Genomic DNA, 13011 nt, shown 5'->3' with positions numbered 1-13011 from the left:
AGGCTGGGAAAGTGTTAACCAGTCGGCTTTGCGCTTCGTAATCGCTGCGTTGCAGCTGGGTCCTTGGTCCGCAAAAGTGCTGACCAGCCGCTTGCGGACCGATGGTCAACGCCTTGAGTGCGTGTGCGCGGTCCTAAGTGGAAGGGCCATCGGGGCCTGGTCGAGAGGTGAATCATGCGTGACGAACTGACATCCATCGCATCACTGGCGTTGCAAGCGGCCAACGATCCTGACGCGGGGGCATCGCTTCCGGGCGACCCAGACGGGGCGCGCATCGACGATACGCCTATGTCCGATCCGGACGATGCCGGCCTCACCGACGAAAACCTCGGTCTGTTCAAGAGCGAGCCCGATATTCCAACGGAGTGAACGGCCGCATCGTGCTGCCTCGACCCAGCCCAGAAACGAAAAAACCGCAGCTGCGCTAGGCATGCTGCGGTTTTGCGACCGGCCTGGTACTCAGGCCGGCATGGTCATCAGCGGTTGAAGGCTGCGCCAACCCCAACCACGGAGGCGGACGGCAGCAGCTGGCTGATGAAACGGTTCCAGCGGGTGATTCCGGCAGGCCCTACGAACACCACGTCTTGCGGCTGGAGCGGGAAGCTCTTGGCCAGCGCGAAGGCAGTCGGGGACTTGGCATTGAGCTGGAAGACCGTGGCCTTCTCGGTAGCAATGTTCTCCGCACCGCGAATGACGTAGACGGCTTCGGCGTCGGCCGTTTCCTGGCGAATTCCGCCCGCCGTGCCGATGGCGTCCATCAGGTTGTAGCTGGTTGTCTTGAAGCTCAGTGCCTGCGGCTGGGTGACTTCACCCAGTACGTAGATCTTCTTCTGATCGTTGTAGGGCAGGTGCAGCTGGTCCCCGTCCTTCAGGTAGACCTGGTGCAGCCAGGAATCCGGGCGGTTCAGGTCGTCGAGGTTGATCATGTACTCGCGGCCATCGCGCTTGAGCATCAGGCCGGAAAGGTCAGCGGTGTCGGTATCCACGCCAGCTTGGCCAATCGCCTGGACGATGGTCATCGGGGCGGTGGTGACCGGTACTTCGCCGGCGGTAGTGAACGCTCCTGAGAGTACGACGCGCTGGCTGCCAAAGCGCAGCAGGCTGACATCGACTTGTGGGCTGTCGACGTAATTGGCGAGACGGCGGGCGATCTCCGTACGCAGTTCTTCGATGGTGCGACCGGCGGCCTGGACATTGCCGATGTAGGGGTAGAACAGGGTGCCATCAGGGCGGACCAGTCGACCGTTCGCGTCGATTTGCTGCTGCGGGCCGGACGGTGCCGTTAGCTCGGGGTGATCCCAGACGGTGATATAGAGCAGGTCGTTCGCGCCGATGCGGTAAGCCTCGGGCTTGTAATCCAGCAACTCCTGCTTGCTCGACGTACCCATGTCCGAAGACAGTTCGCCTTTGAGCATGTCTGGCGTGATGCGCCGCAGTTGAACGGTGCCATCTTCCATTTCCGAGCCATCCTTGAAGACGTCCGGATCGAGATGCTGGCCGGGTGCGAAAACGCATCCCTGCAACACCAGCACCGAGGAGAACGCGAGAGCAAATAATGGTTTCATGGGGGCTTCATCCTTGACGGAATAGTTGTTTTTCACGAAGTGAAACGGCTGGAATCACTTTGGACCAAAGGAAGGGCAGCGTTGGCCGTGGGCCGTGACTACCTCTTCGCTTGCGGGCGCGAAACGTACCGAAGGGCCTGTTTCGCTCACAGTAGCCATAGACCGCTTCGTTCCTTTCCGGTTCACGACGATGATCACGAATGCTTCACAGGTTTCGATGGACTCATGCGCAGCTGCTCTGGCACGGGCGCTTCTTCCTGCACTCGTTCCGAGCGCATGGGCAGATAAAGAAAGGCAAGTGAGCAGGGGGCGGAGGCAGGAGCCTTACAGCGGTCTGTTACTGCAGGGTTTGCGGCGGCGCTTCGATCATCCAGCGCAAGGTGTCGCGAAGTTCGATCGGCGAGAGATCGCCAATGAGCGTGGTCAGCTTGGCCTTGCTGCCGAAGAGGTTCTTGACGTCCGAGCTCCGCACGAACGCGGGGTTGACCTGAACCTCCATCCGATGGCCGGAAATGGCTGCTGCATGCTGCAGGACGTACTCCAGCGTATAGGCCGACCCTGAGCAGATATTGACGGTTTCACCAATGGCTGCCGGTGTCTCGAGCAGCCGCCGGTAGGCCTGCACGACCTGGCGGACGTCACAGAAATCCCGCGCGATGTCGAGGTTACCTAGCTCGATGACCGCAGCCTTGCGTCGCGTGTGCGCGACGATCTTGGGTATTAGAAACTGCTCGGCCTGGCCGATGCCTGTGTAGTTGAAAGGCCGCGTGATGATCAGCGGCAGCCGGCCGGCGTACAGCTTGGCCAGGTATTCCATGGCGACCTTGCTGACGGCATAGTCGTTGGCGGGCGCCAGGGCCGTGGACTCGTCGAGCACGCCCTCGGTGGCGTTGCCGTACACATTGGCGCTGCTGGCGAGCAGCACGGCACGTAGGTCTGACGCGGTGCTACGCAACGCTTCGAGAAGATGGCGAGTGCCCAGGAGGTTCGCTTGGTAGATCGCGTCCGCATCGGAAAAGGCGACGAAGGACACTGCGGCCAGATGGACCACGTAGGACGGTCGGATGTCGGCCAGCAGCGAACGCAGCGTTTCGCCGTCGTTCAGCGAGCAACAATGGATCGCCGAGATGCCCGCTGGCAGTTCGCCTTTGGGCTGCCGGTAGCTTAGGCCATGCACCTCATAGCCACGTGCCGCCAGTTCTTCTGCCATGTAACGGCCGGTAAAACCGGTGATGCCCGTAATCAGCACTTTCAGCATGATGTTCTCAACAGGATGAGGTTTTCGGTTCCGGCGTCGGCCAAGCCGGTAGGTCGGCTCGGCTTCTGCCTGGCGAGGTGAACCGGCCTCGCACGCGAGGGGCGTGCGGAGCCGGCGACCTCCAGGGTGGTGCCTTCTAGACGCGGCACCACCGACTGATCAGAACGAAAAACCCTGTTGGTTACGGCGCAGGTCCGCGTCGACCATCATGCGGCACAGCTGCTCGAGCGACGTTTTCGGCTCCCAGCCGAGCTTTTCCTTGGCTTTTTGTGGATTGCCGATCAGCAGGTCGACCTCTGCCGGGCGGTAGAACTTAGGATTGACGCGCATCACCACCTTGCCGGTCGCGGCGTCGATCGCCATTTCCTGATCGCCAGCCCCTTCCCAGGCCAGGTCGACGTCTACCGCGCGGAACGCAAGGGTGACGAAGTCGCGAACGGTTTCCGTGCGGTTGGTCGCCAGCACGAACACGTCCGGCTCATCGGCTTGCAGCATGCGCCACATGCCCTCGACATATTCCTTGGCGAAGCCCCAATCACGCTTGGCGTCGATGTTGCCGAGCTCGAGCACGTCCAGTTGGCCAAGTTTGATCTTGGCGACCGAGTCGGTGATCTTGCGGGTCACGAACTCGCGGCCACGCAGCGGCGACTCATGGTTGAAAAGGATGCCGCTGCTGCCAAAGATGTCGTAGGACTCGCGGTAGTTGATGGTCATCCAGTGCGCGTACAGCTTGGCTACGCCATAGGGGCTGCGTGGGTAGAACGGTGTGGTCTCGATCTGCGGAATCGCCTGCACCTTGCCGAACATCTCGGAGGTGGAAGCCTGGTAATAGCGAATCTTCGGGTTGACGATACGGATGGCTTCGAGCAGGTTCACCGCGCCCGCGCCGGTGATGTCCAGTGTGGTCAATGGCTGTTCGAAGGAGACGCCCACGAAGCTCTGCGCCGCCAGGTTGTAGACTTCGGTGGCCTCGGTCGTCTCGATCAGGCGGATGCTCGACGAGAGGTCGGTCAGGTCGTATTCGACCAGATGCAGGTTCGGGTGCTTGTCGATCCCGAGTTCTTCGATGCGCCAGAAGTTCACCGAGCTGGTGCGGCGGAAGGTGCCGTAGACGGTGTAGCCTTTTTCAAGCAGCAGCTCGGCCAGATAAGCGCCGTCTTGTCCCGTAATGCCTGTGATGATCGCTTTCATGGTCTTCCCTGTATTCCTGTGATTGAAGGGTGGTTTCGTTTTGCACCGCTAGCGCGGTGCAGCTCATCCGTCAGGTTTCTCGCCAGGCGCTCGCCATGGTCAGGATTCCTGTTTGGTTGGGGTAGCCTTTTGCCGCTGGCTCTTTTCCCGTAGATATGCCGGTACGATGTAGAGCGCATCGGCGAGGTATCGCTTGGCTAGCCGCTTGGGTTCCATGCACATGCGATGCAGCCACTCGAGCTTGCACTCACGCATCCATTTCGGTGCGCGCTTGATGGTCCCGGTTGCGAACGAGATCGAGGCACCGATGGAGAAACCGATGCCCGTTCGTTCGTGCGGCTGGGTCGCGGCAGCCAGCACTTCACCCCGCGGCGTACCGACGGCATAGAGCACAAGTTCCGACGGGTTCTGGCGAACGAACTCCAAGCAACGCTGCACCTCGTCCGGGTTCTTGATGAAGCCCATCGGCGGGTTGTAGTGGTAGAGCGTCATGCCGGGGTAGATGGCCCGCAGTTTCGTGGCCTCGCTTTCCTGCCCGCCAATCAGGACGATTCGCAGGTGTTCCCGATCGGCCCATTTGAGCAGGTCGAGGGTCAGGTCACTGCCCGGGATGGCCTCGGCAAGGTGTACGCCCAGTCGATCCAGCAGGGACAGCAAGATGCGGCTGTCGCACAGCCGCCAACGCGCCTTGGCGTAGGCGTCGCGCAATTGCCCGTCGGTCTCCATCTGCAACAGGTGATCGACGTTGGGTGTGACGACGAACGAGAACGGCTGCTTAACGCCCTCTCGTAAGCCATTCAGAAATGCCTGTTTGCTACCGGAAAAGAAGTCGATTCCGAACGCTGTAGTATCACTTGACACTCATTGCTACTCCCTTGAATGCGCCTTTGATACCCGACCAGGCCAAGGTGGGATTCCGATATTCCTTGAGCGTGGTGACCGCTGACAGAAGAAAGGCTGAAGTGAGCGCGAACGCCGGTCCGTAGAACCGCTTGTTGAAGCGGGTCGCCGCGCGGTTGCGATAGTAGTGGTAGAACGCCGAGCGGCTGCCCAGGCTCAGGGAGCCGTAATGGAACAGGCGGCTGGCTGGAATGACTTGGCTGGCGATGCCGTGGCGCCGCGCGCGGTACTGCCAGTCCACCTCTTCGAAGTACATGAAGTACGCCTCGTCCATTAGCCCGATCTCTCGGGTGAGGGCCGCCGAGAAGGCGAGACTGCAGCCCATGATGTAGTCCGGCGCGTGCGTTTCCTGCTGGGCGGCTTCCAGGCTCTGATTCTTGCCGAGCAGCCTGGCCTTACCGAGGATCGGGTAAAGCTTTCCACCCCCATAGCACTCCAGCCGGCCGGTATCGGCGCTCAGCACGAGCGAGCCTACGAACTGTCGGTCATTTTGCTTAAGGGCCTGAAGCAGCGGCGAGAACGCATCGCTGTCGACGTAGGTGTCGTTGTTGATCACCCAGAAATAGGTCGGCTCGAGATGTTCCATCGCCCAGCGCAGGCCGTAGTTGTTGCCGCCGGCGTACCCGTTGTTCTCCGGGTTGGGCAGGAAGGTCACGTTCGCGTAGGCCTTGTCGTCCAGCCACTGCTGGAGCATGGCTGCCGAGCCATCCTGGGAGTCGTTGTCCACCACAACGATGTGATCGATCGTCGGACAGTGGGCCAGCAGGCTCTCAGCGCAGCTGATGGTCTCAGTAGCAGCTCTGTAGTTGAGAATAAGTGCGACGTTCATGGACTCGTTCCTTGCTGCGAAGATGACGTGCTCTCAGGGCGTGGATCACTAAAAGCATGCAGATGACCGGTTGGGTGTATTCGAATAGCCCGTTCAGCGGCCAGATCACGAAGAAGGCCAGCATCACCGAATAGGTGAACCCCATCTGCGGATTGATATTCCATGCGATGCGCCGATAGACATAGAGCGTTAGCGGGACCAGCAGGAACGTCAGGAACCCGAAGCGGAAGAGGGTGCCGATGATGCCGATGTCCGACAGGAAGAAATGCTCACCAAAGTAGGGAATGAAACCGTCCTGCCACATCAATGACAGTGATCCGCTCGGCAGCCAGTTGACCAGGTCGAGGTGGTTGAACACCGAGGCGATGGTGTACGGACGCACCCCATCCTCGACGCCGCCTTTGAAGTTGTCCTGATAGAACTCAAGGTTCATGCCGAACATTTCCAGCAGTGCGGGATAGAAGAAGAATGGCGACAGCAGCACGCAGAGCGAGGCGGCCCAAATGACCGCCTTGGCCCGCAGGCAGAACAGGGTGAAGGCCAGGCACAGCACGATCAGCTGGCGCGTTTGGGTGGCGAATACCAGCGTCAGCAAAAGGATGGCGGCGATGATCATATAAACGCTGCGTTGCCGAGCAGCGCCATTGATCGGCGACTTGCCGTTCGACCAGATCTGAATGGAGTAGAAGTAGGCAAAACAGATCAGGAAGGGGCCGATGGAGGAGCGGTCCGGGCGGTCCCACGCGGTCTGTTCCTCACGCAGGTCCGGCACCAGGCCGAACTTGAAGCCCCAAGACAAAATCACCGCAACCAGGGCGGCATAGATAATGGCGCGTTCGAACTGCAGCGTGCTGATGCGCTTCGACAGCAACAGCAGCGGTACGAAACCAAAGGTGAAGAGGATTCGCCGCTCTTCGATCAGGCCATACATGATCGGCTGGCCAAAGGTGAAGTGGGCGAATAGGGCAGGCAGCACCGTGAAAACGAAGATGCTGTATACCGCGTAGTACATGAGTACTCGAAGTTCGCGTGAGGCTTCTTCGGCGCTGGCGAGTACGAGCAACGCCGCGAAGCCCAGGCACACCGCCAGGTAGGCTTCGTTCAGAAACTTGAAGCCGATGGGGTTGTGGGTACTGTCTCCGAACACCGAAAAATGCAGGATGATCGCCAGCACGGTGAGCGGGAGAAAAAAGAGTTTTGAGCTGATAGTCGTCATCACCTGAATCCTTCGGTGCTTTTCCTTTGTCCAGAACTACGTGCCTGCAGCTCAAGCCTTCTCGTCCAGGGTGCGGCGCTCCTGACCGTCGATCCGGTAGGTAAAACCAGGCCAGATTCGACGAGGGCGGAAGGCACTACCCAGCGCGGCGCGCCTGTCTCTCGTTCTGCCACCTTGGCCGGACGAGGGGTTGGACAGCCCTTGCTGGCGTGGGTTGCGTAAAAAACCGAGGTTTTTTCAAAAGTTGCGGTTTTTCCGACGAGAGTCTCACCGGCGGACCCGCGGCCGTGACCGGTCAGGCCGCTTGTCTGAAGCAGTGGCGGCGATGTTAGGCGCGGCATTGGGTGCACTGGTTCCCTAGCGATCGGCTTTCGGGCCGAGCTGGCTACACGAGTTGGCAATGTGCTTTTGCAGCACCTCCATCTGTGGCCGGTCCTTGCCTTTGATGGGTTCGATGGCCATGACGTAGTTGCCCCAGCCCGGCCCGCCGGCCCAGTAGGCACTGGGTATGCAGTGCTCGTTCAGGTAACCGAGCAGTTCGTCCATCGCAACCAGCATCGAACTTGAATGTGCCGGCACGCCGTATTCGCCCAGGAAGCCCTTTAGACCATGCGCCTGAAGCCATTCGACGAAAGGGCGAGCGCGCTCTACCCCAAGCATGGGGTCGACGGTTTCGTCCTCGGCGTAGCGCCCGGAAAAATCCTTGTCGAGATACAGGTGGGCTTCATAGATCAGGTTGTTGGCAGGGTCTTCGAGGATGAGGTCTTCGTTGACATGGCGCCAATGGAAGGCACTTGCCCAGCGGTCGCCTTCGATGAATATCGGCGTCTGGTCATCCACTTCGCGGATGGCATCCACGGCTGCCTGGGCCGCGCCGGGCCATAGCCCCTTGGTCGAGTGCGGCTCGTTCATGATGTCGTAGCCCCACAGGCCTGGGTGGCCTTTGAATTCCTCGGCCAGCTTACGCCAGACGTCAGCGTAGGCCGTGTAGGGCACCGCTGGCGAGCCGATGAGCTGATCCTTATAGCGGCCGTAATTGTGCATATCGAGGATGATCTTCTGGTCGTGGCGCGCGGCCATGTCCAGCGTCTTGCGCAGCATGCGGATGTGGTCGAAGTTTAAGCCCATGTCCAGATCATGTTGCAGGCGCTCCCAGATGAATGGGAAACGGATGACCCGGATGCCTTTCTTGGCGTAATAGGCAAAATGCTTCTTTTCTGGGAAGAAGTAATGAGTGCCCAGCTTGCCTGGCTTGACGTGAGGCGCGAAGTTGGCGCCGGACAGGTTGATGCCTACAAGATCGATGCCGCGCGGCTGTTGATCATCCTGCGCGGTTGCAACTGTCGTGCAGGCCGCGAGGGCAATGGCGCCGGCGAGCCGCATCGCGGCGCGAAGAGGCGAGTATCGGTTCGTATTCATTGGGTTACCCGTGCAAGCGGGGCAGAGCGCAGCGCGCGCTGCCGGGTTGCGCTGACAGATCGGCCAGCGGCAGCCGAAGGACACAGCCTGATAGGCTGGCGCTTCGGCTGTCGGTGACTGGCCCGACGCGCCTTGGGCGGTCGGGCGCAGGCATCATTTGCTCTGGTATTCGTACTGGTAGTAGCCGTATTCGCTGTACGTCGAGGCCTTACGAATCACCGCGTTGAAGATGACGCCCTTGACCAGCAAGCCGTTCTGCTCCAGGCGCCGCTTGGCGAACTCGATTTCCTTCACGCCGTTGAGCCCGTAGCGGGTGACCATCAGCGTGGTGCCGGCTTGGCTGCCCACCAGTGCCGCGTCGGTCACGGCGAGAATCGGCGGGGTGTCGAAGATGACCAGGTCGTACATGCCGCTGATCTCCTTGACGAAGCGCGAGAAATTCTCGTGCATCAGCAGCTCGGAGGGGTTGGGCGGCAGTTGGCCGTGGGTGATGACGTGCAGGTTGTTCATCTGCGTCTTCTGGATTGCGTCAAACAGGGTAATCCGGCCGGAGAGGATGTCCGACAGGCCCTTGTCCGCCTGGCAACGCATGACCTTGTGCAGGTAACCCTTGCGCATGTCGGCGTCGACCAGCAACACCTTCTTGCCGGACTGCGCGATGACGGCCGCCAGGTTACTGGTAACGAAGGACTTGCCCACCGCCGGGCTCGGACCGGTGATCATGAGGATGTTGTTCTTCGCTTCGATCATCGCGAAGTGCAGGCTGGTACGCAGGCTGCGCATGGCCTCGGTGGCGAGATCCGCGGGGTCGCTGATCGACAGCAGGTACGACGCGTTGCTCTTGTCGCGCTTGAAGTTAGCCAGGCGCTTTTCGATCGCGCTCTGCTTCTCGCTGAACGGGATGGCGGCGTAAACCGGGATACCGACGCGCTCGATTTCTTCAGGGTTCTCGACGCCGCGCTTGAGTGCTTCGCGAACGTAGACGAAGGCCACAGCGAGGATCGCACCGAGTAGCGTCGCCGCGATGACGATCAGGGGTTTGTTCGGCTTGATCGGGTTGTCGATATCGGCTGCGGCGTGGTCGATGATGCGAACGTTGCCCACGGTGCCGGCACGGATAATGTCCAGTTCCTGGGTCTTGTTCAGCAACATCGCGTAGGTTTCGGAAGAAACTTCCACGTCACGGTTCAGGCGAAGCAGTTCCTGCTGGGTCGAGGGCAGGGTGCCGATTTGCTTTTCCAGCTCGGCCTTCTGCTGCTGCAGTTGGTTGATCTGGTTCATCAGTGCCTGGAAATTCGGATGCTGACGGGTGAATCGCCGCTCCATCTCGGTGCGCTTGAGGTTCTGCTCGGAGATTTGCTTTTCCAGGTCGACGATGCGGTCCAGCACAGACTGTGTCTCGGCGGAGATGTCCACCGAGCGGTTACCAGTCTGGTATTCGTTCAGCGCAGTCTGGGCAGCGTCGAGTTTGCGGCGCACTTCAGGCACCTGCTCACTGAGAAACTCGAGGCTTTGGGTCGCTTCGGCGGCGTTGCGTGCAACGTTCTGCTCGACGTAGCGCTGGGCGACTTCTTCGAGCACAACGACGGCCTTTTCAGGGTCGGTGTCCTCGAGCGTGACGTTGACGATGCCCGACTGCTTACCGCGTTCACCCGCGGCGAGACGCTGCTGGTAGTCCTCGGTGGTGGCATAGGTGCGATTCTTCGTCACGCTGAACGTGGTGCCTGGGCGTGCGTTCAATTCGGCGACGGTAATGCCGTAGTCTGGCGTTTCGACGGGCTCGCCGACGGTGCCCTGCGCAACGACTTCGCCATCCGGATCGCGCAGGATGAACCCATTATTTTCTGCGGCTTCCAGGGTCAGCTCTTCGCCGTGCATCTTGTCAGGCACGATCAGCTGGGTCACCCGCAGCGTCTCTCCGCCCCACGCGTAAGCCTCGAAGCCATCGGGATACCAGCCTAGTTCACCTTCTTCAGTCGGCTCGAAGCGGCGATAGACGAAGCCGCCGATGATCGGAAAAAAGTGGGGCTCGATAATGATGTCCAGGTTCAGCGCCTCGACAGCGCCGCCGACTACCGCGCGCGATTTCAGCAAGGCAATTTCGGTTTCCGCAGGCGATACGGCCGGTGCATTGCCAACCACATCGGTCAGGCTTGGCAGGCCGCTCTTCGGCTCGATCTGAATCATCGAGCTGGCGAGGTAAACCGGTGTCGCCAACAGCGCATAGGCGACTCCGAGGGCAGCGAAGAAGCCTGTAATGGTAAGGATCAGCGCCCTATTGTTGATGAACGTGTCAAAGAGATGGGCGAGGTCAATGTCCTTCTCCTCTTTGGTTTCGTAGATAGGTCTGGGCATGGTGGTCATTGAAGTTCCTTCTTCTTACTTCAGATAGGGGAGCCAGCTTTCGACGGACTGCGTTAGAAGGCTGTGTACATGTTCGAAAGCGGGCTTGGACTGACGGTAGGGATCGGGGATTTCCGTGTCGTCGAGCCATTTGCCGATCAGGAAAGTCTTGCCGTGGACTTCCGGCGCCATCTGGCGGATATGGGCTATGTGGCTCTGTTCCATCGCCAGGATTAAATCGGCGTTGTGCAGCATCTCGCTGTCGACCTGGCGAGCACGATGGCTCGTGTGGTGCAGGCCGTTGTCCTGCAGCACTTCATGTGCAGTCTTGTCCATTGGGTTGCCTACGAGTGCACCTATGCCCGCCGAGCTGATCGACAGGCCTTTTCCTTGGAGCCTATGGGCCATCAATGCTTCAGCCGCGGGGCTTCGGCAGACGTTGCCTACACAGACGATCAATATGTTCTTGAACATCGCTCAGCCTCGCCGCTCGGTAGCCGTGGGCGGGTGGGCGAGGATGTCGCGGAACGCCAATCTGAGGTTGTCTTGCTTCATTAGTTCCTTCCGTCCAGCTGCCGTAACGCATGAATGTGGCGTAGTGCCGCGATGGGGTGATGCGTGCGGGCAGCTAGTACACGTCCTTGTTGAACAGCAGTGCGGGAACGGTCCGGGCGAGGATGTAGATGTCGAACCAGACGGACCAGCGCTCGATATAGTCGAGGTCGTACTCCACGCGCTTCTCGATCTTTTCGAGTGTGTCCGTCTCGCCGCGATAGCCGTTGATCTGCGCCCAGCCGGTAATGCCTGGCTTAACCCGATGGCGAGCCGAATACTCTGACACAGCTTCTTCGAACAGGACGCCTGCCGCCTTGGTGGCAGTGGCATGAGGACGCGGGCCGACCATCGACATGCTGCCGAGAAACACGTTCAGCAGCTGCGGCAGCTCGTCTAGGCTCGTCTTGCGAATGAAGCGCCCAACACGGGTAATGCGGTCATCGTCACGGGTAGTCTGGCGGTCGGCATTCGCATCGCTACGCTCGTGGTACATGGAACGGAACTTGAACACCTCGATCAGGCGGTTGTTGTAGCCATAGCGCTTCTGCTTGAAGAGCACGGGGCCCGGTGAATCCAGTTTGATCGCGAGCGCCAGCAGCAGCATCACGGGCGCTGCGGCGAGTAGCGCCAGGCTCGACAGGATGATGTCCTCGATGCGCTTGAACATTGGGGACCAGCCACGCAGCGGCAGGTCGGATGCAATCAGGGTGGGCAGGCCGCCCACTTCGGTGATGCGCTTGTTGGCATGACGGAATGCGACCATGTCAGGGACCAGCAGCACGTTAACCGGCAACTTGCGCAGTTCGTTGATGACCTGGCCGATGCGGCTGTCGGCGAACCAGGGCAGGGCGACCAGAACCTGGGTGACCTTCTCCTCGCGGATCATTTGCTCGAGATCACGGGTGTTACCCAGTAGCGGCAGGTCCGCGAGCGTCTTGGGCAGGCGTTCGAGGCGGTCGTCGATGAAGCCCAGCACGCCAGTGCGAATATCACGGTGATTCGCCAAGTATTCGGCGACGCGGATGCCATTGTCCGTTCCGCCGAGGATCACAGCGTTTTGCAGGTACACGCCCTTGGCCATGAGGCGGCGGAACAGTGCGAGCATCATCAGGCGCTCCGCACCGAACAGGACGGTACTGGTGACAAACCAGAAGGTCAGGTGCTTGGCTTCGAGGTAGCTGAACATGCCCAGACCCTGGTGCATGAAAATCAGCAAGCTGAATGCCGCCGCCCAGGCCACCGCCATCGTGCGAAAACGCAGCAAAGTGCTGAACACTTCTTCGCTGTAGATGCCAACCGATTGGAAGATGACGACGCTGATCACGCCGAAGAACATGAGGAAGGTGCTGAAGGTACCGCCCCCGGCCGGGAGGTCCAACGGCAGGAACAACAGCAGGAGCACGCCTGGCAGGACGGAGGTAAGCCCGTGGATCAGGCGAACGCTAGCAAGAAAATAATCGACGAAACTGGGGTGGGCGTACTCAAGGGTTCCAACGGACTGTAAGCGCATACAAGGCTCCTTCCTTCGGCTATTACTAGCTCAATACTCGTTTTGATCGCCGCTATCCGCGGGTTCTGATGGCAGGCCGCTATTGCAACCGCTACCGGGACAAGTGCTCCGACCGCCGGGTACGTCATGAGTTCATCACGCACGCACAAACTTGTGTCCGAGTCGTCAGGATTAACTGCGGGCTATAACTGGTTGATATAAAAGGGTTTATGCGCGTATTTGTTG

General features: G+C 60.0%; 11 protein-coding genes. 1 reads left to right on the top strand and 10 read right to left on the bottom strand.

What is annotated here, in order from left to right; genetic code table 11:
* The first annotated feature begins 174 nt into the window (after positions 1–174).
* On the top strand, positions 175–369 hold the full coding sequence (locus M1D78_RS12790) for a hypothetical protein (protein WP_437422921.1): 195 nt from the start codon (positions 175–177) through the stop codon (positions 367–369).
* Positions 370–476: 107 nt separating this feature from the next.
* On the opposite strand, the gene M1D78_RS12785 is transcribed toward M1D78_RS12790, so the two are convergent.
* The 10 genes from M1D78_RS12785 to M1D78_RS12740 all read right to left on the bottom strand — a co-directional run bounded on the left by M1D78_RS12785 (position 477) and on the right by M1D78_RS12740 (position 12786).
* Complete coding sequence (locus M1D78_RS12785; protein WP_437422920.1) at positions 477–1565, bottom strand: polysaccharide biosynthesis/export family protein; 1089 nt, start codon at positions 1563–1565, stop codon at positions 477–479.
* Positions 1566–1902: 337 nt separating this feature from the next.
* Positions 1903–2823 (bottom strand): GDP-mannose 4,6-dehydratase, encoded by a 921-nt coding sequence (locus M1D78_RS12780; RefSeq protein WP_437422919.1) that lies wholly within the window; start codon positions 2821–2823, stop codon positions 1903–1905.
* Between the two features lie 159 nt (positions 2824–2982).
* Positions 2983–4014 (bottom strand): GDP-mannose 4,6-dehydratase, encoded by a 1032-nt coding sequence (gene gmd, locus M1D78_RS12775; protein WP_437422918.1) that lies wholly within the window; start codon positions 4012–4014, stop codon positions 2983–2985.
* A 99-nt stretch (positions 4015–4113) separates the two neighbouring features.
* Positions 4114–4875 (bottom strand): WecB/TagA/CpsF family glycosyltransferase, encoded by a 762-nt coding sequence (locus tag M1D78_RS12770; RefSeq protein WP_437422917.1) that lies wholly within the window; start codon positions 4873–4875, stop codon positions 4114–4116.
* Positions 4865–5743: a glycosyltransferase family 2 protein gene (locus M1D78_RS12765; protein ID WP_437422916.1), complete on the bottom strand. Its 879-nt coding sequence runs from the start codon at positions 5741–5743 to the stop codon at positions 4865–4867. Before M1D78_RS12765 ends, M1D78_RS12770 begins: the two co-directional genes overlap by 11 nt.
* Positions 5703–6959 (bottom strand): hypothetical protein, encoded by a 1257-nt coding sequence (locus M1D78_RS12760; RefSeq protein WP_437422915.1) that lies wholly within the window; start codon positions 6957–6959, stop codon positions 5703–5705. The genes M1D78_RS12765 and M1D78_RS12760 overlap by 41 nt, the downstream gene beginning before the upstream one ends.
* A 357-nt stretch (positions 6960–7316) precedes the next feature.
* A complete protein-coding gene (locus M1D78_RS12755; protein WP_437422914.1) occupies positions 7317–8378 on the bottom strand; it encodes a glycoside hydrolase family 5 protein in 1062 nt (353 codons plus the stop codon).
* A gap of 153 nt (positions 8379–8531) precedes the next feature.
* Positions 8532–10742, bottom strand: coding sequence for a polysaccharide biosynthesis tyrosine autokinase (locus M1D78_RS12750; RefSeq protein WP_437422913.1), 2211 nt, complete (start codon positions 10740–10742; stop codon positions 8532–8534).
* A 15-nt stretch (positions 10743–10757) separates the two neighbouring features.
* The gene (locus M1D78_RS12745) at positions 10758–11195 is read right to left on the bottom strand and encodes a low molecular weight protein-tyrosine-phosphatase (RefSeq protein WP_437422912.1); all 438 of its coding nucleotides are present in this window, start codon (positions 11193–11195) and stop codon (positions 10758–10760) included.
* Between the two features lie 154 nt (positions 11196–11349).
* Positions 11350–12786: an undecaprenyl-phosphate glucose phosphotransferase gene (locus tag M1D78_RS12740; protein WP_457932853.1), complete on the bottom strand. Its 1437-nt coding sequence runs from the start codon at positions 12784–12786 to the stop codon at positions 11350–11352.
* Positions 12787–13011: the final 225 nt, after the last annotated feature.

Source organism: Pseudomonas sp. SA195, from assembly GCF_054131565.1.
Note: the sequence above shows the minus strand (reverse complement) of the source record. Positions and strands in the feature narration are given on the sequence as shown.